This is a genomic window from Thermomonas sp., assembly GCF_046293095.1.
In the GTDB taxonomy this organism is placed as follows: domain Bacteria; phylum Pseudomonadota; class Gammaproteobacteria; order Xanthomonadales; family Xanthomonadaceae; genus Thermomonas.
Genome location: NZ_JBKBPN010000001.1, coordinates 321,723 through 344,007, shown reverse-complemented (window position 1 = coordinate 344,007; position 22,285 = coordinate 321,723). Strand labels below are relative to the sequence as shown.

At 68.2% G+C, this 22,285-nt stretch carries 22 protein-coding genes, 1 tRNA gene and 1 pseudogene; 14 read left to right on the top strand and 10 right to left on the bottom strand.

Annotated elements, in window-relative coordinates:
* Window positions 1-62 precede the first annotated feature (62 nt).
* The 4 genes from fabA (at window position 63) to ACK4SG_RS01725 (ending at window position 3,953) form a co-directional block, all read left to right on the top strand.
* On the top strand, window positions 63-578 hold the full coding sequence (fabA, locus tag ACK4SG_RS01740) for a 3-hydroxyacyl-[acyl-carrier-protein] dehydratase FabA (RefSeq protein WP_409599139.1): 516 nt from the start codon (window positions 63-65) through the stop codon (window positions 576-578).
* A 1-nt stretch (window position 579) separates the two neighbouring features.
* Window positions 580-1,788, top strand: a complete 1,209-nt coding sequence (fabB, locus tag ACK4SG_RS01735; RefSeq protein ID WP_409599138.1) for a beta-ketoacyl-ACP synthase I — start codon at window positions 580-582, stop codon at window positions 1,786-1,788.
* Window positions 1,789-1,996: 208 nt separating this feature from the next.
* Window positions 1,997-2,257: a helix-turn-helix domain-containing protein gene (locus ACK4SG_RS01730; protein ID WP_409599137.1), complete on the top strand. Its 261-nt coding sequence runs from the start codon at window positions 1,997-1,999 to the stop codon at window positions 2,255-2,257.
* A 16-nt stretch (window positions 2,258-2,273) separates the two neighbouring features.
* Window positions 2,274-3,953, top strand: coding sequence for a SulP family inorganic anion transporter (locus ACK4SG_RS01725; RefSeq protein ID WP_409599136.1), 1,680 nt, complete (start codon window positions 2,274-2,276; stop codon window positions 3,951-3,953).
* Here the strand turns inward: ACK4SG_RS01725 and ACK4SG_RS01720 are convergent.
* The 3 genes from ACK4SG_RS01720 to ACK4SG_RS01710 all read right to left on the bottom strand — a co-directional run bounded on the left by ACK4SG_RS01720 (window position 3,932) and on the right by ACK4SG_RS01710 (window position 6,466).
* Complete coding sequence (locus ACK4SG_RS01720; RefSeq protein WP_409599135.1) at window positions 3,932-5,329, bottom strand: PhoH family protein; 1,398 nt, start codon at window positions 5,327-5,329, stop codon at window positions 3,932-3,934. The genes ACK4SG_RS01725 and ACK4SG_RS01720 overlap by 22 nt on opposite strands.
* Before the next feature lie 82 nt (window positions 5,330-5,411).
* Complete coding sequence (locus tag ACK4SG_RS01715) at window positions 5,412-5,882, bottom strand: peroxiredoxin (protein ID WP_409599134.1); 471 nt, start codon at window positions 5,880-5,882, stop codon at window positions 5,412-5,414.
* Window positions 5,883-5,899: 17 nt separating this feature from the next.
* Entirely contained in the window at window positions 5,900-6,466 is a 567-nt protein-coding gene (locus ACK4SG_RS01710; RefSeq protein WP_409599133.1) for a glycine cleavage system protein R, read from the bottom strand.
* Window positions 6,467-6,631: 165 nt separating this feature from the next.
* Between ACK4SG_RS01710 and dapA the strand changes: the two genes are divergently transcribed.
* Window positions 6,632-7,534 carry a 4-hydroxy-tetrahydrodipicolinate synthase gene (gene dapA, locus ACK4SG_RS01705; RefSeq protein ID WP_409599132.1) on the top strand — a complete coding sequence of 301 codons (903 nt, stop codon included), beginning with the start codon at window positions 6,632-6,634 and terminating at the stop codon, window positions 7,532-7,534.
* Window positions 7,535-7,546: 12 nt separating this feature from the next.
* The gene (locus ACK4SG_RS01700; protein ID WP_409599131.1) at window positions 7,547-8,056 is read left to right on the top strand and encodes a hypothetical protein; all 510 of its coding nucleotides are present in this window, start codon (window positions 7,547-7,549) and stop codon (window positions 8,054-8,056) included.
* 282 nt (window positions 8,057-8,338) lie between these two features.
* On the opposite strand, the gene fdxA is transcribed toward ACK4SG_RS01700, so the two are convergent.
* From fdxA to cysS, 4 genes are all read right to left on the bottom strand, one after another.
* Window positions 8,339-8,662, bottom strand: a complete 324-nt coding sequence (fdxA, locus tag ACK4SG_RS01695) for a ferredoxin FdxA (RefSeq protein WP_409599130.1) — start codon at window positions 8,660-8,662, stop codon at window positions 8,339-8,341.
* A gap of 59 nt (window positions 8,663-8,721) precedes the next feature.
* Window positions 8,722-9,951, bottom strand: a complete 1,230-nt coding sequence (locus ACK4SG_RS01690; protein WP_409599129.1) for an MFS transporter — start codon at window positions 9,949-9,951, stop codon at window positions 8,722-8,724.
* Window positions 9,948-10,391, bottom strand: a complete 444-nt coding sequence (locus ACK4SG_RS01685) for a SufE family protein (protein WP_409599128.1) — start codon at window positions 10,389-10,391, stop codon at window positions 9,948-9,950. Before ACK4SG_RS01685 ends, ACK4SG_RS01690 begins: the two co-directional genes overlap by 4 nt.
* Before the next feature lie 119 nt (window positions 10,392-10,510).
* On the bottom strand, window positions 10,511-11,893 hold the full coding sequence (gene cysS / locus ACK4SG_RS01680) for a cysteine--tRNA ligase (protein ID WP_409599127.1): 1,383 nt from the start codon (window positions 11,891-11,893) through the stop codon (window positions 10,511-10,513).
* 105 nt (window positions 11,894-11,998) lie between these two features.
* Here cysS and ACK4SG_RS01675 point away from each other — a divergent pair, with 105 nt between their 5' ends.
* From ACK4SG_RS01675 to ACK4SG_RS01640, 8 genes are all read left to right on the top strand, one after another.
* Window positions 11,999-12,445 carry a hypothetical protein gene (locus tag ACK4SG_RS01675; RefSeq protein ID WP_409599126.1) on the top strand — a complete coding sequence of 149 codons (447 nt, stop codon included), beginning with the start codon at window positions 11,999-12,001 and terminating at the stop codon, window positions 12,443-12,445.
* Between the two features lie 297 nt (window positions 12,446-12,742).
* Window positions 12,743-13,744, top strand: coding sequence for an N-acetylornithine carbamoyltransferase (locus ACK4SG_RS01670; RefSeq protein ID WP_409599125.1), 1,002 nt, complete (start codon window positions 12,743-12,745; stop codon window positions 13,742-13,744).
* A 42-nt stretch (window positions 13,745-13,786) separates the two neighbouring features.
* Window positions 13,787-15,007 carry an argininosuccinate synthase gene (locus tag ACK4SG_RS01665; RefSeq protein ID WP_409599124.1) on the top strand — a complete coding sequence of 407 codons (1,221 nt, stop codon included), beginning with the start codon at window positions 13,787-13,789 and terminating at the stop codon, window positions 15,005-15,007.
* Window positions 15,000-16,094, top strand: coding sequence for an acetylornithine deacetylase (locus ACK4SG_RS01660; protein WP_409599123.1), 1,095 nt, complete (start codon window positions 15,000-15,002; stop codon window positions 16,092-16,094). The genes ACK4SG_RS01665 and ACK4SG_RS01660 overlap by 8 nt, the downstream gene beginning before the upstream one ends.
* Before the next feature lie 6 nt (window positions 16,095-16,100).
* Complete coding sequence (locus ACK4SG_RS01655; protein ID WP_409599122.1) at window positions 16,101-17,462, top strand: acetylglutamate kinase; 1,362 nt, start codon at window positions 16,101-16,103, stop codon at window positions 17,460-17,462.
* Window positions 17,459-18,430 (top strand): N-acetyl-gamma-glutamyl-phosphate reductase, encoded by a 972-nt coding sequence (gene argC / locus ACK4SG_RS01650; RefSeq protein ID WP_409599121.1) that lies wholly within the window; start codon window positions 17,459-17,461, stop codon window positions 18,428-18,430. Before ACK4SG_RS01655 ends, argC begins: the two co-directional genes overlap by 4 nt.
* On the top strand, window positions 18,427-19,719 hold the full coding sequence (gene argH, locus ACK4SG_RS01645) for an argininosuccinate lyase (protein WP_409599120.1): 1,293 nt from the start codon (window positions 18,427-18,429) through the stop codon (window positions 19,717-19,719). The genes argC and argH overlap by 4 nt, the downstream gene beginning before the upstream one ends.
* A gap of 32 nt (window positions 19,720-19,751) precedes the next feature.
* The gene (locus ACK4SG_RS01640; RefSeq protein WP_409599697.1) at window positions 19,752-19,985 is read left to right on the top strand and encodes a YciI family protein; all 234 of its coding nucleotides are present in this window, start codon (window positions 19,752-19,754) and stop codon (window positions 19,983-19,985) included.
* Between the two features lie 30 nt (window positions 19,986-20,015).
* On the opposite strand, the pseudogene motB reads toward ACK4SG_RS01640, so the two are convergent.
* The 3 genes and pseudogenes from motB to ACK4SG_RS01625 all read right to left on the bottom strand — a co-directional run.
* Window positions 20,016-20,957 (bottom strand): annotated as a pseudogene (gene motB, locus ACK4SG_RS01635) (flagellar motor protein MotB); the annotation flags it as partial.
* A gap of 3 nt (window positions 20,958-20,960) precedes the next feature.
* Entirely contained in the window at window positions 20,961-21,815 is an 855-nt protein-coding gene (gene motA, locus ACK4SG_RS01630; protein ID WP_409599119.1) for a flagellar motor stator protein MotA, read from the bottom strand.
* Between the two features lie 153 nt (window positions 21,816-21,968).
* Window positions 21,969-22,045: transfer RNA gene (locus ACK4SG_RS01625), tRNA-Pro, on the bottom strand.
* Between the last annotated feature and the right edge of the window lie 240 nt (window positions 22,046-22,285).

Genomic DNA, 22,285 nt, shown 5'->3' with positions numbered 1-22,285 from the left:
ATACGCCTAGGTATGTCGAGATACGGAGTTTAAACTCGCGTTTTCCCCCTTTCGGCCAGTCCATGACCCGCGCTTCATCGTTCACCCGCGAGCAGCTGTTGGCCAGCGCCCGTGGCGAGTTGTTCCCCAACAGCGTTGCCCGCCTGCCGGCCGATCCGATGCTGATGTTTGACCGCATCGTCGAGATCAACGACGACGGCGGTGCGCACGGCAAGGGCTTCGTGCGTGCCGAGTTGGACATCCGCCCGGACCTCTGGTTCTTCCAGTGTCATTTCCTCGGCGACCCGGTGATGCCGGGCTGCCTGGGCCTGGACGCGATGTGGCAGCTGGTCGGCTTCTACCTGACCTGGCTGGGCGCCCCGGGCCGCGGCCGCGCACTGGGCTGCGGGGAGGTGAAGTTCACCGGCCAGGTGCTGCCTACCGCCAAGGTGGTCACCTACGAAATCGACGTCACCCGCGTGATCAACCGCAAGCTGGTGGTGGCGCAGGCCGACGCCCGCACGCTGGTCGATGGTCGTGAGATCTACACCGCGAAGGACCTGCGGGTGGGCCTGTTCACCTCGACGGAGAGCTTCTGACATGCGTCGTGTCGCCATCACCGGGATGGGCATCACGTCCTGCCTCGGCAACGACCTCGATACCGTCTCGCGCGCCCTGCGCGAGGGCCGCTCCGGGATCCGCACGCTGCCCGATTCGGTCCAGCGCGGTCTGCGCAGCCAGGTGGGCGGCGCGGTCGAGCTGGATCTCGATGCCGTGATCGACCGCAAGCTGAAGCGCTTCATGAGCGACGCCGCCGCCTACAGCTACCTGGCCCTGCGCGACGCCATCGCCGATGCCGGCCTGGACGAGGCGCAGGTCAGCCATCCGCGCACCGGCCTGATCGCCGGTTCCGGCGGCGGTTCCAGCCGCTGGCAGGTGGAGACCGCCGACATCCTGCGCGAGCGCGGCGTGCGCAAGGTGGGGCCGTACATGGTGCCGCGGACGATGTGCTCCACGGTGTCCGCCAATCTGGCCACCGCCTTCCATATCAAGGGTTTGAGCTACTCCATCAGCGCCGCCTGCGCGACCTCCGCGCACTGCATCGGGGCCGGCGCAGACCTGATCCGCCACGGCGCGCAGGACATCGTGTTCGCGGGCGGCGGCGAGGATCTGGACTGGACGATGACGGTGATGTTCGACGCGATGGGCGCACTGTCCACCGGCTACAACGCGACGCCCGAACGCGCCTCGCGTCCGTACGATGCAGGCCGTGACGGCTTCGTCATCGGCAGCGGCGGCGGCATGCTGGTGCTGGAGGACTGGGACCACGCGGTCGCGCGCGGCGCGCATATCCACGCGGAGCTGGTGGGCTACGGTGTCACCAGTGACGGTGCCGACATGGTCGCACCGAGCGGCGAGGGTGCGGTGCGCTGCATGCAGATGGCACTGGAGGGCGTGGACCGCCCGGTGGATTACCTCAACACCCACGGCACGTCGACGCCGCTGGGCGACATCGTGGAGCTGCGCGCGGTGCGCGAGGCGTTTGGCGACGCGGTGCCGCCGCTGTCGTCCACCAAGGCGCTCAGCGGCCATTCCCTGGGTGCGGCCAGCGTGCACGAGGCGATCTACAGCCTGCTGATGCTGCGCGACGGCTTCATCGCGGGCTCCGCCAACATCGAGGTGCTGGACCCGGAGGCCGCGGGTTTCCCGATCGTGTGGGAGAGCCGCGAGGCGCGGCTGGACGTGGTGATGTCGAACAGCTTCGGCTTCGGCGGCACCAACGCTGCGCTGGTGTTCGCACGGGCTTGAGCCACGCCGCCACGGCGCTCCCGTGCATCCGTGGCGCGCGACGACAAATCCTGTTCGCCTCCGTCATGTCCACCCCATCCCGGCGCCGGTGATGGGATGTGCCGGCGTTGCAATTTTCCGGTCGATGCTTGGTAAAATACAGCTCGATAGATGTATAAAACATCTATAGTGATGCTTAATAGTCCAAGATGGTGTCGGGAGACCTGCCGTGATCACCTCCGCCCAGATGCGCGCAGCCCGCGCCCTGCTCGGTATCGACCAGAAGACCCTGGCCAAGCTGGCCGGCCTGTCGCTGCCGACCATCCAGCGCATGGAGGCCAGCGACGGGACCGTGCGCGGGATGGTCGACTCGCTCACCCGGGTGGTGGAGGCCTTGGAGGCCGCCGGCGTGGAGCTGATCGGCGAAGGGGCGAGCAGTCCGGGCGGTGGGCGCGGTGTGCGCCTGCAATCCAGAAACCAGACGTCATGAGCAGGAGTCGGATGCAATGATCGCGATCGTGGAAGCCGCACGAGCCGGGTTGTTGCGGCGGGAAAACTGGCCGCGCAATCTGGTCGCCGGTGTCATCGTCGGGGTGGTGGCGCTGCCGCTGGCCATGGCCTTTGCCATCGCGTCGGGCGTCAAGCCGGAACAGGGCCTGTACACGGCGATCATCGCCGGGATCGCGGTGTCGCTGTTCGGCGGCTCGCGCGTGCAGATCGCCGGACCGACCGGAGCCTTCATCGTCATCCTGGCTGGGATAGTGGCGCAGTTCGGTGTGGATGGCCTGCTGCTGGCAACCCTGATGGCCGGGGTGATACTGGTGGCGATGGGCTGGGCGCGTCTGGGCGGGGTGATCCGCTACATCCCCGATCCGGTGATCGTCGGCTTCACCGCGGGGATCGCGGTCATCATCTGGGTGGGGCAGTGGCAGTACTTCTTCGGCTTGCCGGCGCCCGGCGATGGCCCGTTCTATCTCAAGCTCTGGCGGCTTGTGCAGTCGTTCGGGCACCTCGATCCTGCGACCACGGCGGTGGGCATGGTCAGCCTGCTGCTGACCCTGTGGGGGTCGCGCATTCCGGGGCTGTCGCGGGTGCCGGGGCCGCTCCTGGCGATGCTGGTGGCCACGGGCATCGTCAGCGTGCTGGGTCTGCCGAGTGTGGCGACCATCGAATCCACCTACGGGGCGATTCCGCGCAGCCTGCCGTCCTTGCAGTTCCCGGTGGCGGATTTCGACCGCTGGATGGCGCTGCTGCCATCGGCGTTCACCATCGCCATGCTGGGGGCGATCGAGTCGCTGCTGTCGGCGATGGTTGCCGATAGCATGGCCGGCACCCGGCATGATTCCAATCAGGAACTGATCGGGCAGGGCATCGCCAATATCCTCTCGCCGCTGTTCGGCGGTATTGCCGCGACCGGGGCGATTGCCCGTACCGCCACCAACATCCGCAATGGCGGCAATGCACCGATTGCAGGCGTGGTACACGGGATCACCCTGCTGCTGATCCTGCTGGCGCTGGCGCCCTACGCCGGCAAGGTGCCGCTGGCGGCGCTGGCCGCCGTGCTGTTCGTGGTGGCCTGGAACATGAGCGAGGTGCACCGTTTCCTGCGCCTGCTGCGGCATGCGCCGCGTGCCGATGCCGGCATTCTGGTGATCACCTTCGCACTGACCATCTTTACCGACCTGGTGGTGGCGGTGAATATCGGCGTGATCCTGGCGATGTTCCAGTTCATGCGGCGGATGAGTGCGGCCGTGTCGGTGGTCGAACACGATCCGCACAGCCTGCGCGAGCAGTTGGCCCGGGCCGGGCTGCAGGCGCTGCCGCCCGATCTGGTGGTGTACGCCATCGAAGGGCCGTTCTTCTTCGGCTCGGTGGATTCGCTGGAGCGGGCGCTGTCGTGGTCGCGGCAGCCGCCGAAGGTGCTGGTGCTGTGGCTGGAACGCGTCCCGCTGATCGATGCCACCGGCCTCAAGCGGCTGGAGTCCACCATCGAAGCCATGCACAAGCGTGGGATCAAGGTGGTGCTGTGCGGCGCCAACCTGCGTGTGCTGCGCAAGCTGATGCGGGCGCAGCTGGTGCGCCGCGACCATCCCGATGGCTATTACGCGGATCTGGCCGATGCCCTGCGCGCGCTTGCCGATGCGCACGGGCAGGCCGAGGCGGCTCAGAGCGCGTCGGAGGCGTAATCGGCCAGGCGGGAACGCTCGCCGCGGCGCAGGGTGACGTGAGCGCTGTGGGCCCAGCTCTTGAAGCGGTCCACGGCGTAGGTCAGCCCGGAGGTGGTCTCGGTCAGATAGGGCGTGTCGATCTGTTCGACATTGCCCAGGCAGATGATTTTGGTGCCAGGACCGGCGCGGGTGATCAGGGTCTTCATCTGCTTGGGCGTCAGGTTCTGCGCCTCGTCGAGGATCAGATAGCGCGACAGGAAGGTGCGGCCGCGCATGAAGTTGAGCGAGCGGATTTTGATCCTCGAAGCCAGCAGGTCGTTGGTGGCCGCACGGCCCCAGCTGCCGCCGTCCTGGTTGTGGGTCAGCACTTCCAGGTTGTCGGTCAGGGCGCCCATCCACGGCGTCATCTTTTCCTCCTCGGTACCCGGGAGGAAGCCGATGTCCTCGCCCACGCTGACCGTCGCACGGGTCATGATGATCTCGCGGTAGCGCTGCTGGTCCATCGTCTGTGCCAGGCCCGCCGCCAGCGCCAGCAGGGTCTTGCCGGTGCCGGCGGTGCCCAGCAGGGTGACGAAGTCGATGTCCGGGTCCATCAGTGCATTGAGTGCGAAGTTCTGCTCGCGGTTGCGCGCGGCGATGCCCCAGACCGCATGCTGGTTGTGGCGGAAGTCGTCCACGATGCGCAGGGTGATGCGGTCGCCATCGACCTTGGCCACCTTCAACTCCGACTGCTCGTCGCCGGGCAGGAAGGCGAACTGGTTGGGATACCACTCCTCTCCCTCGGCGCGGGCGATCTCGTAATAGGTGCGGCCCTTGTCCGTCCACGACTTCAGGTCCTTGCCGTGGCGCTGCCAGAAGTCCTCGGCCAGCGGCGTGGCGCCCGTGTAAAGCAGGCTGAAGTCGTCCAGCGCGCGGTCGTTTTCGTAGTCCTCGCTGACGATGCCGGCGATCGAGGCCTTGATGCGCAGGTTGATGTCCTTGGACACGAACACCACCGGCGTTTCCGGCTCGGATTGCTTCAGCACCAGGATCGCGCCGAGGATGTTGTTGTCCGGGATGACCGTGCCGAAGCGCTTGCCGGCATCGAAATCGCCGGTCTGGAAGCGCAGCTTGCCCGCGCTTTCGGCCCCACGCAGCTGCAAGCCCTGCGGGCGTGCCAGAGGGATGCCGTTGTGGACGTCGGCGCTGCCGTGGGCCTCGATCAGCTCGTTGAGGAAGCGACTGACCTGGCGGGCATTGCGGCTGGCTTCGCTGGTGCCCTTCTTGCCGTTGTCCAGCTCCTCCATCACCTGCATCGGCAGGTACACATCGTGTTCCTCGAACTTGAACAGCGCGGTGGGGTCGTGCATCAGCACGTTGGTATCGAGGACGTAGATGCGCTTGCTCCGGGTCATGCGGCATTCCCTTCGGTCGGACGGCAGCGGGCCACCGCATCCCGCAGGGCGGGGCAGTGGAGGAAAAGGGCGGCGGGGGCGATCACTTGGCTTGGGCGGCCTGCAGCGCGTCGAGCACGGCCTGCGCGTGGCCGGGCACCTTCACGGGCTGCCATTTCTGGCGCACCGTGCCGGTAGGGTCGATCAGGAACGTGCTGCGCACGATGCCAAGATACTCGCGGCCGTACAGCTTCTTGGGCTGCACCACCCCGAAGGCATCGCATACCGTACCGTCGGTGTCGCTGACCAGGTCGAACCGGAAGCCCTGCTTGGCGCAGAAGTTCTGGTGGGACTTGATCGAATCCTTGGACACGCCAAGGACCACGGCGCCCGCGCGCTGGAACTTGGGCAACAGGGCGTTGAAGTCCAACCCTTCGGTGGTGCAACCGGGGGTGGAATCCTTGGGGTAGAAGTACAGCACCAGCCATTTGCCTGCGTAGTCGCCAAGCGTGGCGGTGGTGCCGCTGGACAGTGCGAGAGGCAGGTCGGGGATGCGGTCGCCGGTGTCGATCATCGGGATGCGAACTCCGCTCAGTACTTCATCGGGTCCATGATGGCGTCGAGATTCAGGTGGTCGCAGAACTCAAGGAAATCATCGCGCAGGGCGGCGATGTGCATGTCCGCCGGAACGCCGATGGTCAGCTGCGCGGAGAACATGTCGGCGCCGGTCTGCATCGCCCGGTAGCGCGAGCAGTGCAGACTTTCGATGGTGATGCCCTGGTGGTCGAAGAAGTCGGCCAGCTGGAACAGGATGCCCGGCTTGTCGGCGGCGATGACCTCCACCACGTAGGGCAGCAGGCTGGACTGCAGGGGCTTGGGGCCCGTGCGGTACCACACCAGCTTCAGGCCTTCCTCGCGCTCCAGCTTGGTCAGCATGGTCTCCAGCTTGGCCACCGCGTCCCAGGAGCCGGTCACCAGCGCCGTGACCGACACGTCGCGGCCCACCGTGGCCAGCCGCGTGTCCACCAGGTTGCACCCGGAGTCCGCGATCCGCCGGGTCACCGCCAGCAGCGGGGACTGCGGATGGGTGGTGTAGGCGTTGATCAGCAGGTGGTTCTCGTTCGGCGCGGCGGGCCGGGGAGCGGCGGTCTTGCTCAATGCGGGACATCCAGGGCGGTGGGGAAATGCCGCCAGCGCATGGCTGCATCGGTGTCAGCATACTTGCCGGCGCTTTCTAGCCGCAAGTAAGATCACCGTATCCGCGTGTTTTCCCCCGAACCTGCGCTGCGCCCCGGCGCCGCGCCCTGCACGAGTCCTCCGCCCTTGCGACTTTCCGGCAGCATTACCGCCCTGGCGACCCCTTTCACGGCCGCCGGCGACCTCGATGTTCCCGCCTGGGAACGGCTGCTGCAGGCGCAGCTGGCGGCGGGGACGCAGGCGGTGGTGGTGGCCGGGTCCACCGGTGAGGCCGCGGCCCTGTTCGATGACGAGTACGACCTGCTGCTGCAGACCGCGGTGGAGCGGCTCGGGGGGCGGATGCCGGTTCTAGCCGGCACCGGGCAGTCCAATACCGCCAAGACCATCCGCTGCACCCGGCGCGCGGCTGCACTGGGGGCCGATGCCGCCCTGGTGGTCACCCCGCCCTATGTGCGGCCTACCCAGGCCGGACTGCTGGCGCATTACCGCGCGGTGGCGGACGAGGGCGGGCTGCCGGTGGTGCTGTACAACGTGCCCGGCCGCACCGGCTGCGACATGGTGCCCGCTACCGTGGGAGAGCTGTCGATCCACGCCAATATCATCGGCATCAAGGAGGCGCGCGCCGAGGAAGACCGGATGGAAGCCCTGCTGCCGCTGCGCCGCGAGGACTTCGCCGTGCTCAGCGGCGATGATCCGACCGCCGTGCGCGTCATGTTGGCCGGCGCCGATGGCGTCATCTCGGTCGCCTCCAACGTCGTTCCGGCCACCTTCCGCCGCCTGTGCGACCGCGCCCGTGCGGGCGACGCGGCCGGCGCGCAGGTGTTGGACGGCGCGTTGGCCGAGCTTTATCACTTCCTCGGCGTGGAGCCCAACCCGATCCCGGTCAAGGCGCTTCTGGCGCTGGACGGGATCGGGCACGGCCTGCGCCTGCCGCTGCAACCGCTATCATCGGCGCATGTTGCCCAGGCCCAGCGCCTGCACACCGCCATCCGCCAACTCGAAGAACGCAGCCGCGCCGACGCGGCCTGACTGGAGAACCCGATGCACCGCACTTTCCGCGCGACCCTGGCCGCCCCCCTTGTCGCCGTCCTGCTGGTGGGGGGGCTCTCCGGCTGCCACTGGTTCAAGAAGAAGAACGAGCTCTACACCCAGAGCGCCGAGGCGCGCCCGCTGGAAGTGCCGCCGGATCTGGACCGTCCGGCCGCCGACAAGGCCATGGCGCTGCCGTCCGTGGGGACCTCCAGCGTCACGGCGTCCGCTGCCGTCCCGGCCGCGGTGGCTCCGTTGGGCTTCAACGCCGCCGGTGACCGCGACGCGGTGTTCGCCAAGGTCGGCGACGTGCTGGGCGCCACGTCCGGCGTGCAGATCGCCAGCAAGGCCGAGATCCTGGGCACCTACGACGTGGATTACATGGGCGCCAAGTTCCTGGTCCGCGTGACCAAGGCCGGCGACGGCACCTACGTGTCCGCGGTCGACCCGCGCGGCCTGCCGCCCAGCGGGGAAGCCGCCGGCAAGCTGATCGGTCTGCTCAAGGCCGCGATCGCACCGTAACCGGGGGCATTGTCCTCCACCGGCCTGGGGCTTGCTCGGCAAGTCCTGGGTGCGGATGCCGCATCCTGTCGCCGCGCTTCGCGTCTCCGGCGCGAGGCGCATCTGTTTTGATGGGAACGACAAATTCGCGCAGGACGCGCCCCGGGGTCGCGCAGCGGCTGGCCGGTCAGCACGGATAAACCCTGCACAGGCGTGGGCAGTGGGATCCGGGCGCGGCCCGGTCGATGGCGTTGCCGGGTGTTCCAGTACGTGGGGCGGTGGGCTGCCGATGGAACCGGCTGATCAGCGCTCCAGCAGCGCCAGCTTGTTCGGCTTGCCGTCCCACTCGGCGTGGTCGGCGGGCGGGTCCTTGCGCACGGTCAGCACCGGCCATTCCTTCGCCAATTCCGCGTTGAGGCCGATGAACACTTCCTGGCCGGCCGGAACGTCCTCTTCCGGGAAGATCGCGCCCACCGGGCACTCTGGTTCGCACAGGGTGCAGTCGATGCACTCGTCCGGGTCGATCACCAGGAAGTTCGGGCCTTCATGGAAACAGTCCACCGGGCACACTTCGACGCAGTCGGTGTGCTTGCACTTGATGCAGTTTTCGGTGACGACGAAGGGCATGGTCCGGGATCCGTGGAGCGTTGGCGTCAGGCGTGTAGTTTAGCGCGGCTGGCCGCCGGTTACTGCAGTTCGCGCAGGTCCAGCCGGCGCAGGCGCGGGGCCAGCCGGGCGGTGGTGGCCACCACGCCCAGGGTCACGAAGCCGCCCACGATCATCGCCGGGACCAGGCCCAGCAGGCGCGCCATCACGCCGTCGTAGAACGCGCCAAGCTCGTTCGAGGAGCTGATGAAGATGCCGTTGATCGAGGACACGCGGCCGCGCATGGCGTCCGGCGTCACCAGCTGCATGATGGTGGAGCGCAGCACCACCGAGACGCCGTCGCAGGCGCCGTAGGCCACCAGCAGCAACGCCGACAGCCACAGCTGGCGGGACAGCGCGAACGCCATGGTGCACACGCCGAAGCTGGCGACGGCCAGCAGCAGCACCCGGCCGGCATGGCGTTGCAGCGGGTGGCGGGTCAGCCAGAGCGCCATGGCAATGGAGCCGACCGCCGGCGCGGCGCGCAGGATGCCCAGCGCCTCCGGCCCGGCGTGCAGGATGTCCTTGATGAACGCCGGCAGCATCGACACGGCGCCGCCCAGCAGCACCGAGAACATGTCCAGCGCCATCGCGCCCAGCAAGATCTGGTTGCCGGCCACGAACCGCGCGCCCTCGGCGATGCTGGCGAAGATCGGGCCGCGCTGCTGTACCGGCGCTGGCTCGCTGACCGGCATGGCCAGCAGGGTGGCGGCGGCCAGCAAGGCGAAGCCGGTGCCCACGGCAAAGGTGAGTGGATTGCCCAGCGCGCCCACCAGCATGCCGCCTGCGGCAGGCCCCAGCACCAGGCCGGCCTGGAACACCACGCTGCCCAGGCCCGCGCCGCGGCTGAACTGATCCCGTTTCAGCACCCGGGCGAACAGGGCGTTGTAGACGGGGCCGAGGAAGGAGCGGCCGATGCCGCCCACCGCCACCGCCAGGTAGATCGCCCAGGTGCCATGGGATGGAATGACGCCCGCCGCCAGCAATGCCAGCACGCCGGCATTGACGGCCAGCAGGACGCAGGCGGCGGCGCCCAGCTTGCGTCGCGGCAGGTGGTCCACCAGGTAGCCGGAGAACGGCGCGATGCAGAAGTACGGCACCACCTCGGCCAGCCCCACCAGCCCCAGCGCCAGCGGGTCGCGGGTCAGCGCGTAGATGTGCCAACCCACGGCCACCGCCACGATCTGGTAAGACAGCAGCGTGCAGATCCGGTAGAGCAGCAGCCAGCGGAAACCGATGCTGTGCAGGGGCGGCGCGGGCGCATCGCTCATGCCGGCAGGGCGGTGCGGGCGCGCTCGCGGATGAAGGCCAGCAGCGCGGCGAGGCCGTTGCTGCGGGTGGGGGACAGGTGCTTGGCCAGGCCGATGTGGGCGATGTAGTCCGGCTCGGTGGCCAGGATCTCCGCTGCGCCGCGGCCCGAGTAGACGCGCAGGGCCAGGTAGACGAGTCCGGAGACGATGGCCGAGTCGCTGGCGGCATGGAACACCAGCCGGTCGGCGTCACCTTCGGCCACGATCCACACCAGCGACTGGCAGCCGTGCAGGCGGTGCTCGTCCGTCTTCCACGCGTCGGGGAAGGGCGGCAGCTTGCGGCCCAGGTCGATCAGGTACTGGTAGCGCTCCGACCAGTCGCCGAAGAGGCCGAACTCCTCGGCGATGGCGGCCTGCGCGTCGGCGGCAGTGGGTTCAAGGGGGAAGGCGGTTTCGGTCATGTCGTTTCCGGGAACTTGCTGGCTGCCATCCGTGGCGCTGCATCCATGATTCGGATCGTCCGGCCCGGCCATCCCTGGCCGGGCGTTCGGAAGTGCAGCCGGTGCCAATAGGGCACCGGCTATGCGCGCTTCCTCACCCAGCGCACGCCCTGCGGCGTGTCTTCCAGCAGGATGCCTTCGTCGGCCAGCTGCTGGCGGATCGCATCGGCGCGGGCGAAATCGCGGGACTTCTTGGCTTCCGTACGTTCGTCTACCAAGGCCTGGATGCGGGCATCGTCGTCGCCGGAGGCGCCGCGGGCGAACCAGGCGGACGGGGATTGCTGCAGCAGTCCCAGCACCCGCCCCGCGCCCAGCAGCTGGGCCTTCAGCCTGGCTTTGTCCCCGGAGGGGCCGGCCTTGCGGGCCTCGCCGGCGATGCGGGCAATCTCCGCCAGTGCGGCGGGCGTGTTGAGGTCGTCGTCCAGCGCCGACTCGATGCTTGCGGGAACGACGGGCTCGGCATCGACGTCCGCCAGGTCGCGCAGGGTGCCGTACAGCCGATCCAGCGTGCGCACGCTCTGCTCGATCAGCCCGTCCGACCATTCCAGCGGCTGCCGGTAATGCGCCGACAACAGGGCGTAGCGCAGCGCTTCGGGCGGATGCGCCCGCACCAGCTCATGCACGCGCTGGATGTTGCCCACCGACTTCGCCATCTTGGCGCCGCCGAAGTTCAACATGCCGTTGTGCAGCCAGAACCGGGCGAACGGCTTGCCGCCGTGCGCGCACTCGCTTTGCGCCACTTCGTTCTCGTGGTGCGGGAACTGCAGGTCCACGCCGCCGGCGTGGATGTCGATGGTTTCGCCCAGGTGGGCCTCGGCCATCGCCGAACATTCGATGTGCCAGCCCGGGCGGCCGCGACCCCAGGGCGAGTCCCAGCCCGGCAGGTCGTCGGTGGAGGGTTTCCACAGCACGAAGTCGCCGGGATCGCGCTTGTAAGGCGCCACCTCGACGCGCGCGCCGGCCAGCATTTCCTCGGTATCGCGGCGCGAGAGCTTGCCGTAGCCCGGGAAGCTGGCCACCGAGAACAGCACGTGGCCCTCCGCCGCGTAGGCGTGGCCGTCGGCGATCAGGCGCTCGATCATCGCGATCATCTGCGGCATGTGCGCGGTCGCCGCCGGCTCGATGTCCGGGGCGAACTCGCCGACGACGCCCAGCGCGGCCATGTCCTGCCGGTAGGCGGCGGCGTATTTGTCGGTGATCGCGGAAATCGGCGTACCCAGCGCCTGCGCCGCCGCGTTGATCTTGTCGTCCACGTCGGTGATGTTGCGGGCGTAGCGCAGGCCACCGAAGCGGCGTCGCAGCAGCGCGGCCAGCACGCCGAACACCACCGGCCCGCGGGCATTGCCGATGTGGACGTAGTTGTAGACGGTGGGCCCGCACAGATAAAGCGTCGGGCACCCCGGTGAGAGCGGCTCGAACCGTTCCAGTCGGCGGGTCAGGGTGTTGTGGAGATGCAGGCTCATGGCGGCAGGCACAGTGGGGACGCCATTGTAGCGGCCGCGGCCCGCGGCATTGCGGCGACAGCGGCGATTCAGCCGGCCACATCGTTGTCCCGATACACTGCGGCAATGCCAATGCCACGCCACTTCGCTGCGCTGTGCCTGCCCGTTGGGCTGCTTGCCGGTGGCGCCGCATCCGCGCAGGAGGTGCCGCGCGAGGTGGTTCTCCCCGCCGAGAACGTGCGCTACGACTATGCGCAGGTGCTGTCGGTCCGCCCGGTCTACCAGACCCTGCGCACCACCAGCATGGAACAGGTTTGCGATACGCGCGAGCCTGCCATCAGCGCCACGCTGGCGCGGGTGATGAACGCCGTGCGCAACCGGGCGTCCGCTGACGATGCGGCAGGCGATGCCAAGAACTGCCGGATGGAGCCGGTGGTGAAGGAACATCGCCGCACCATCGCCTACGACGTGGACTACATGTACCGCGGCGCGAAGTTCCGGACCCGCATGGACCGGGACCCCGGCTATCGCCTGCGGATCCGCATCGCCATCGCCCCCCAGCCCCTCGACTGAAGTCGCTTGCGCCGGCTGCCCCGGCGTGCGAGGATGCCGCCCCGATGCATGCCCACCTTGCCACGCGCCACGCTGACACCGCCCGGATGGCCTCCGGCATGACGTCGCGCGCGCGCCGACCGGAACCCTTACATCCCGCTGGGTAATCCGGACGCGTCATCGTGTTTCACCATCCGAACCCAGCCCCCAGGCTGGGTTTTTGCGTTTTGACGTGCAGGATGCACGAATGCCGCGGGCGCAGGATGCGCAGGAGCGGCCCGCCCCGACAACGCCTCCCCATCACATCGAGCCGATCCCATGAAGCATTTCCTCAACACCCAGGACTGGAGCCGCCCCGACCTAGATGCCCTGCTGGCGCAGGCCGCCGCGTTCAAGCGCAGCAAGCTGGGCGATGCCATGAAAGGTCGCTCGATCGCGCTGGTGTTCTTCAACCCTTCCATGCGTACCCGCACCAGCTTCGAGCTGGGCGCATTCCAGCTGGGCGGCCATGCGGTGGTGCTGCAGCCGGGCAAGGACGCCTGGCCGATCGAGTTCGATCTTGGCACTGTGATGGACGGTGACACCGAGGAGCACATCGCCGAAGTGGCGCGGGTGCTGGCGCGTTACGTGGACCTGATCGGCGTGCGCGCCTTCCCGAAGTTCATCGACTGGTCGCAGGATCGCGAGGACCGGGTGCTCAAGGCGTTTGCGAAGTACTCCACGGTGCCGGTCATCAACATGGAGACCATCACCCATCCCTGCCAGGAGCTGGCCCACGCGCTGGCGCTGCAGGAGCACTTCGGCACCACCGACCTGCGCGGCAGGAAATACGTGCTGACCTGGACCTACCACCCCAAGCCGCTGAACACCGCGGTGGCCAACTCGGCGCTGACGATTGCCACCCGTATGGGCATGGACGTGACTCTGCTGTGCCCGACGCCGGAGTACATCCTGGACGAGCGCTACATGGGCTGGGCCGCGCAGAACGTGGCAGAAAGCGGCGGCTCGCTCCAGGTCAGCCACGACATCGAAAGCGCCTATGCCGGCGCCGACGTGGTCTATGCCAAGAGCTGGGGCGCGCTGCCGTTCTTTGGCAACTGGGGAGCGGAAAAGCCCCTTCGCGACCAGTACAAGCACTTCATCGTCGACGAAGCCAAGATGGCACTGACCAACGACGGCGTGTTCTCGCACTGCCTGCCGCTGCGTCGCAACGTCAAGGCCACCGATGGCGTGATGGATTCCCCGCGCTGCATCGCCATTGATGAGGCCGAAAACCGCCTGCACGTGCAGAAGGCCGTGATGGCCGCGCTGCTGCGCTGAGCCCCGATTCCTCTTCCCCGTTTTTCCCTCGGATACCCCCGCATGACTGCCCCCAACGACTCCCGCGACATCGTTCTGGCCTTTTCCGGCGGCCTCGACACCAGCTTTTGCGTGCCCTATCTGAAAGAGCAGGGCTGGAACGTCCACACCGTGTTCGCCGATACCGGTGGCGTGGATGCCGAGGAGCGCGCCGCCATCGAGGCGCGCGCCGCCGAGCTGGGCGTGGCTTCGCACGTCACCGTCGACGGCGGCCCGGCGATCTGGAACGGCTTCGTCAAGCCGTTCGTGTGGGCCGGCGAGGGCTACCAGGGCCAGTACCCGCTGCTGGTCTCCGACCGTTACCTGATCGTGGACGCCAGCCTAGCGCGGGCCCGCGAGCTGGGCACCAATGCCATCGCCCACGGCTGTACCGGCATGGGCAACGACCAGGTGCGCTTTGATCTGGCAGTGAAGGCGCAGGGCGACTACCGCATCGTGGCGCCGATCCGCGAGATCCAGAAGCAGCACACCCAGACCCGCGCGTACGAGCAGGCCTATCTGGAGGAGCGTGGCTTCGGCGTGCGCGCCAAGCAGAAGGCGTACACGATCAACGAGAACCTGCTGGGCGTCACGATGTCCGGCGGCGAGATCGACGCCTGGGAGGCCCCGGGTGAAGGCGCGCGCGGTTGGTGCGCGCGCCGCGAGCACTGGCCGCTGGAGCCGCTGGAGGTGACGCTGCGCTTCGACCAGGGTGAGGCGGTGGCGCTGGACGGCATTGATCTGCCGGGCGAGAAGATCCTGGCCAAGCTCAACACCATGTTCGCCCAGTACGGCGTCGGCCGCGGCCTGTACACCGGCGACACCACCATCGGCCTGAAGGGCCGCATCGTGTTCGAGGCGCCGGGCCTGACCGCGCTGCTGGTGGCGCACCGCGCGCTGGAGGAGGCGGTGCTGACCAAGCAGCAGAACCGCTTCAAGCCGGACGTCGCCCGCAAGTGGGTGGAACTGGTCTACGAGGGGTTCTTCCACGATCCGCTGAAGACCGACCTGGAGGCGTTCCTGGCCTCCAGCCAGCGCATGGTCAACGGCGAGGTGGTGCTGCGCACCAGTGGCGGCCGGGTGGATGCCATCGCGGTGCGCTCGCCGCACCTGCTGAACGCCAAGGGCGCGACCTACGCGCAGTCGGCGGACTGGGGCGTGGAGGAAGCCGAGGGCTTCATCAAGCTGTTCGGCATGAGCAGCACGCTGTGGGCCGAGGTCAACGGCGGGCAGGGCGGTGGCTGACATGCTTGATGCGGTCCTGCGGCATCTCGAAGCGCTGGTGGCTTTCGACACCCGCAACCCGCCCCGCCGGATCGGCACCGGCGGGATCTTCGACTACCTGCGCGCGCAGCTGCCTGGATTCCACTGCGACGTGACCGACCACGGCGACGGCGCAGTGTCGCTGCTGGCCGTGCGCGGCACGCCGCGGCGCGTCTTCAACGTGCATCTGGACACGGTGCCGTCGTCCGAGGCGTGGGATACCGACCCGCTGCGGCTGCGGGTGACGCAGGACCGTGCCATCGGCTTGGGCACCTGCGATATCAAGGGCGCGGCGGCAGGGCTGGTGGCCGCGGCCAATGCCACGTCGGGCGATGCCGCGTTCCTGTTTTCTTCGGACGAGGAGGCCAACGACCCGCGCTGTATCGCGGCGTTCCTCTCAGAGGACCGCGGCTTCACCGAGGCGATCATCGCTGAGCCCACCCGCTGCGAGGCGGTGCTGGCCCACCGCGGGATCAGCTCGGTGCTGCTGCGCTTCAAGGGCGAGGCCGGGCACGCCTCCGGCGCCAACGCGCTGCAGGCCAACGCGCTGCACCAGGCGATGCGCTGGGGCGCGAACGCGCTGGCACTGGTTGATGGCGAAGCGCACGCACGCTTCGGCGGCCTGACCGGCCTGCGCTTCAACATCGGCAAGGTCGAGGGCGGCATCAAGGCCAACGTGATCGCGCCCAGCGCGGAGGTGCGCTTCGGCTTCCGGCCGCTGCCGTCGCACGATATCGACACGCTGCATGCGCGGTTTGCCGCCTGCGCCGCGCCAGGCGCACTGGAGCGTTACGAGGAGACCTTCCGCGGGCCGTCGCTGCCGGCCGGTGACATCGCGACGGCCGAAGAGCGCCGGCTTGCCGCGCGCGACCTCGCCGATGCATTGGGCCTGCCGATTGGCAACGCCGTCGATTTCTGGACCGAAGCCTCGCTGTTCTCGCAGGCCGGCCTGACCGCCTTCGTCTATGGCCCGGGCGACATCGCCCAGGCACATACCGCCGGCGAATGGGTGGCGCTGGACGAGCTGCAGCGCTACGCCGAATCCATCACCCGCCTTCTTGGGACCTGACCTGCCGTGACCCCGATCCTCTCCCCGCACGCCGTGCACGATCCGCAGACGCGCCAGACCATCGTGCGGTTGCTGTCCAGCATGGGCAGCGCGAAGGAAATCAGCCAGTATCTGAAGCGCTTCTCCCAGCTCGACGCGGCGCGCTTTGCCGTGGTCAAGGTGGGTGGCGCGGTGTTGCGTGACGACCTCGACGCGCTGGTCTCCTCGCTGGCGTTCTTGCAGGACGTCGGCCTGACGCCTATCGTGATCCACGGCGCCGGCCCGCAGCTGGACGTGGAGTTGGCCGCTGCCGGCATCGAGAAGAAGACCATCGACGGCCTGCGCGTGACCTCGCCGGAAGCACTGGCCATCGTCCGCCGCGTCTTCCACGCGCAGAACCTGAAACTGGTGGAAGCCCTGCAGGCTGCCGACGCGCGCGCCACCAGTATTGTTTCGGGCGTGTTCGAAGCCGACTACCTCGACCGCGAGCGCTACGGGCTGGTGGGCGAGGTGAAGCGCGTCGACCTGGCGCCCATCCAGGCCAGCCTGCAGGCCGGCTCGATCCCGGTGATCGCCTCGCTGGGCGAGACCGTGGGCGGGCAGATCCTCAATGTCAACGCTGACTTCGCCGCCAACGAACTGGTGCAGGAGCTGCAGCCCTACAAGATCGTGTTCCTGACCGGCACCGGCGGGCTTCTGGACGCGGACGGCCGCATCATCGACTCGATCAACCTGTCCACCGAATACGACCACCTGATGCAGCAGCCCTGGATCGAGGGCGGCATGCGGGTGAAGATCGCGCAGATCAAGGATCTTCTTGACGGCCTGCCGCAGGCCTCCTCGGTGTCCATCACCCGGCCGTCCGAACTGGCCAAGGAGCTGTTCACCCACAAGGGGTCCGGCACGCTGGTCCGCCGCGGCGAGCGCGTATTGCAGGGCGATGCCTGGACGGACTTCGACCTGCCGCGGCTGCGCGCGCTGATCGAATCGGCGTTCGGTCGCAGGCTGCTGCCGGACTATTTCGAGACCACCCGGCTGCACCGCGCCTACGTCAGCGAGCATTATCGCGCGGCAGTCATCCTGACCCGCGAGGATGCCGGCATCTACCTCGACAAGTTTGCCGTGCTGGATGAAGCACAGGGCGAGGGGTTGGGGCGCGCGGTGTGGCTGGTGATGCGCGAGCAGAATCCGGCGCTGTTCTGGCGCTCGCGCCACGGCAACCCGGTCAATGCGTTCTACGATGCCGAATCCGACGGCTGCATCAAGCAGGCGAAGTGGAAGGTGTACTGGTACGGCGAGGCCGGGTTCGACCGCATCGCGCGCTACGTGGCGCTGTGCGCGGAGCGCCCGGCCACCCTGGAGGATGTCGCCCGGGAGGGCGGGGCATGAAGACATTGCGCATCGGCATCGTGGGCGCGCGGGGTCACGTTGGCGCGGAGCTGATCCGGCTGGTCGCGGGCCATCCCGCCTTCGATCTCGCCTTCGTGACCTCGCGCGAGCTGGCGGGGCGCGCGCTGGCCGAGTACATCCCCGGCTATGCGGGCGACCTGGCCTACACCTCGCCGGCGTACGAGGCGCTGCCGGAGCTGGGCGCGGATGCGGTGGTGCTGGCGCTGCCCAACGGCAAGGCCGGACATATCGTCCAGCAGTTCGACGATGCCGGCACCGATGCGGTGCTGCTGGACCTGTCGGCGGACTTCCGCTTCGACGATGGCTGGTACTACGGCCTGCCGGAACTGACCCGCACCAGCTATGCCGGCCAGCGCCGCATCAGCAATCCCGGCTGCTATGCCACGGCGATGCAGCTGGCGCTGGCGCCGATGCTAGACGTGCTGGCGGGCCCGGTGCAGTGCTTCGGCGTGAGCGGGTATTCCGGTGCCGGCACCTCGCCATCCGACAAAAACGATGTCGAGTTGCTGCGCGACAACCTGATGCCCTACGCGCTGACAGGACACGTGCACGAGCGCGAGGTGACCCGCCACCTCGGCCATCCGGTCGAATTCATGCCCCACGTGGCGCCGCATTTCCGCGGGCTGACCATCACCGCCAACCTGCACCTGTCCCGTCCGTTCACGCGCGAGGCCGTGCTGGCCCGCTACCGCGACCGCTACGCCGCTGAGCCGCTGGTGCAGGTGGGCGACGCGGCGCCGTGGGTCAGCCGGATCGCCCATGCCCACCACGTCGAGCTGGGCGGGTTCGCACTGGCCGATGACGGTCGCCGGCTGGTGGTGGTGGCGACCGAGGACAACCTGCTGAAAGGCGCGGCGACGCAGGCGCTGCAGAACCTCAATCTGGCCTTCGGCTTCGACGAACTGGCCGGCATTCCTTTGATGCGCGTCGCACCGGAGGCGGCATGAGCGATTTGCTGTGGCAGAAACCCGGCGTCACCGTCGATGCAGGCATCCAGGCGTTCCTGGCCGGCGATGACGTACTGCTGGACCGCGAGTTCTTCCTGCACGACATCGCCGCCAGCGCCGCGCACGCCGAGGGCCTGCAGCGCATCGGCATCCTCACGTTGGACGAGCTGGGCGGCCTCAAGCGCGAGCTGGCGACGCTGGCCGACGATTTCCGCAGCGGCGCGTTCCTGCTGGACGGCCGCTACGAGGACGGCCATTCCGCCATCGAGGCCCGCCTGACCGAACGCTTGGGCGATGCCGGCCGCAAGATCCACACCGGGCGCAGCCGCAACGACCAGGTGCTGGTGGCCACGCGGCTGTGGCTGAAGGAAAAGCTGGCCCGCCTGGCGGCGCTGTCGCGCGGGATCGCCAAGGTCGCGCTGGAGCGCGCCGAGGCGGAAAAGCATCTGCCTATGCCGGGTTATACCCACATCCAGCGCGCCGTGGTGTCCTCGGTCGGGCTGTGGTGGGCAGGCTGGGCCGAAGCCTTCATCGACGACGCGGTGCGCGCCGCGGATACGCTCGCACTGGTGGACTGCAATCCACTTGGGACCGCCGCCGGTTACGGCGTCAACCTGCGCCTGGATCGCGAGCACACCACGCGCGCGCTGGGCTTCGCGAGGATGCAGGTTTCGCCGGCCTACGCCCAGCTTTCGCGTGGCAAGTTCGAGCTGGCCGCGCTGGAGGCCCTGGGCAGTGCCACCCTCGACCTGCGCCGGCTCGCCTGGGATCTCTCGCTGTTCACCAGCGCCGAGTTCGGCTTCGTCGCGCTGCCGGCGCAATACACCACCGGCAGCTCGATCATGCCGAACAAGCGCAACCCGGACGTGATCGAACTGATGCGCGCCACCCACGCCAGCGTGGCCGCGGCGCGCACCGGGATCGAGCAGCTGCTGTCGCTGCCGTCGGGTTACCACCGCGACCTGCAGGCGTCAAAGGGCGCGATCATCCACGGCTTCGGCCGCGGCCTGGCCGCGCTGGAGCTGTTGCCGGCGCTGCTGGCCAACCTGGACTGGCGCGAAGACCGCCTGCGCGCGGCGATCGACTCGGGCATGTACGCCACCGACGTGGCGGTGGAGGCCGCGATTGCCGGCGTGCCGTTCCGCGACGCCTACAAGGCCGCGGCCGCGGCCGCCGACGAGGCCGGGCAGGGGCGTACCCCGGAGGGGTCGCTGGCGGCACGCACGTCGCCGGGAGCCTCTGCCGACCTGCGCCTGGACATGCTGCGCGCGCGCTGGGACGCACTGTGAGCGAAGATGCTGTCCGCTACCTGGTGCTGGTGATGCGACAGCCGGGCTTCGATCCCGCGCTGTTGCCACGACACGCCGAATTTCTGGCGGCCCTGCGGGCGCAAGGCCTGCTGGAGATGAGCGGTGGTTTCGATGACCGCAGTGGCGGTGCCTACCTGCTCCGCGGCGTCGCGGATCTCGCGGCCGCGGAGGCGATCGCCGCCGCGGATCCGCTGGTAGTGCACGGCGCCTCGACGGCGCGCGTCCACGGGTGGCGGGTGCACTGAACGATCGCTGCGCCGGCGCAGTGTTTACTTGGCGGGCGCAGCCGTTGCCGCAGCCGGGGCTGCAGGTGGGGCCGCCCCGGGCACAGGCACCGGCAGGGTTTCAGTCGAGCCCAGCGCGGCATCCTCCGCGGCCTTGGTCATCACCACGATGCTGATGCGGCGGTTGATCGGATTGAGCGGGTTCTTCTTGTCGAACAGGATGGCATCGCCGAAACCGACCACGCGGGCGATCTTGGCGGGATCCATGCCGCCCTCCAACAGGGCGCGCCGCGCGGCGTTGGCGCGGTCCGCACTCAGCTCCCAGTTGCTGTAGCCGATGCGGTTGGCGTAGCTGGCCGTATCGGTATGCCCGGCGATGCTGACCCGGTTGGGCACGCGGTTCACGAAGCCGGCGATCTCGTGCAGGATCTCGGCGGTGTAAGGCATCAGCTTGGCGCTGCCGAGGTCGAACATCATCCGGTTCTGCTTGTCCACGATCTGGATACGCAGGCCCTCCGGGGTGATGTCCAGCAGCAGCTGGTCCTTGAAGGGTGCCAGCGCCTGGCTCTTGGCGATGGCTTCGTTGAGGTCCTGCATGAGCTGTTCGAGACGCTCACGCTCCTGGCGCTTCTTGTCGGCGTCGCTTTTCTGGTCGGCCGGGTCGCGGGTGAACTCCGCACCGGGGCCCTTGGGCAGCTCCATGGTGCCGCCCAGCTTGATCATGGAATTGCTGGCGCCCCCTGGGCCGTTCATGCCAGGCGAGGGGGCCTTGCTTTTTCCAACGATGGGGCTGGGGTTTTTGAAGTAGTCGGACACCGCCTCGCGCTGCTTGGTGGTCAGCGCGCCGACCAGCCACATCACCATGAAGAAGGCCATCATCGCGGTCACGAAGTCGGCGTAGGCCACCTTCCAGGAGCCGCCGTGGTGGCCGCCGCCCTGGACCTTCTTGACCCGCCTGACGAAGATCGTCGGCTTTTCGTCCTTGCCGGCCATGGCTTACTTCAGCGTCTTGATGTGCTGTTCGAATTCACTGAAGCCCGGCCGCAGCGCCGAGGGCACCGTCTTGCGGGCGAATTCCAGCGCGATCTTCGGCGGGTAGCCACGCAGGCTGGCCAGCAGCGCGGTCTTCACGGATTCATAGATGCGCGAATCCTGCTCGGCGCGGGCCTCCACCGCGGCGGCCAGCGGCGCCACGAAGCCGTAGGCCAGCAGGATGCCGAGGAAGGTGCCCACCAGCGCGGCGGCGACGTGGCCGCCCACCTCGGCGATATCGCCGCCGATCGAGCCCATCGTGATCACGATGCCCAGCACGGCCGCCACGATGCCGAAGCCGGGCAGGCCGTCGGCCACCTTGGTCAGTGCGTGTGCCGGCGCCAGCTCCTCGTGGTGGTGCTTCTCCAGCTCCAGCTCCAGCAACGGCTCCAGCTCGTACGGCTCGATGTTGGACCCGATCATCAGCCGCAGGCAGTCGGTGATGAAATCCATCAGGTGGTGGTCGTCGCGGATCGACGGATAGTTGGCAAACAGCGCGCTTTGTGCGGGATTGTCGACATCGCTTTCCAGCGACATGAAACCTTCCTTGCGGGCGCGGTTCAGCACCTCGTAGAGCAGGCTGAGGGCATCCAGATAGTCCTTCGCCTTGTAGCGCGGCCCCTTCAGGACGCCGATGACGGCGGCAAAGGTCTGCTTGACGGTCTTGATCGGGTTGCTGGCCAGGAAAGCGCCAAACGCCGCACCGCCGATGATCACCAGCTCGAAGGGTTGCCACAGGGCCCCCAGCCTGCCATGCGAGGCGACATAGCCGCCGAACACACTGAGAATGACGACGATGAAGCCGACGAGGATAAGCATGGGCTACGCGGAGGGCGTGAAAGGAATATTCACGTTACATCATCGGCTGCCCGAACGGCATCTGTAGCGTGTGTGCCCGTGGCCTTCGCTCCTGTCGACGGGGCGAGGCAAACAAAAAACCGCCTTGCGGCGGTTCTTCGTGGGTCTGCTGGATGGTCGGGGAGACAGGATTTGAACCTGCGACTTCTACGTCCCGAACGTAGCGCTCTACCAGGCTGAGCTACACCCCGACAGCAGAGCCGCGTATTTTAGGGGGGTGTTGCGGTGTCGGCAAGCCCCCTGCGGCTTTTCGTCGCCATCATGCCGGCGGATGCCGCGAAGGGGCCGGTCTGCCCGCCAAGCAAAGATCTGGGCAACGCCACCCTGGCGTTGTCCGCCCACGCCGAGGCTGGCACATGACCGGGCTTGGCTCCCATGCATCCAACGCTTGCGCGATCGGTGCGTGGTCGGCCATCCGTGGCCGACGGGGA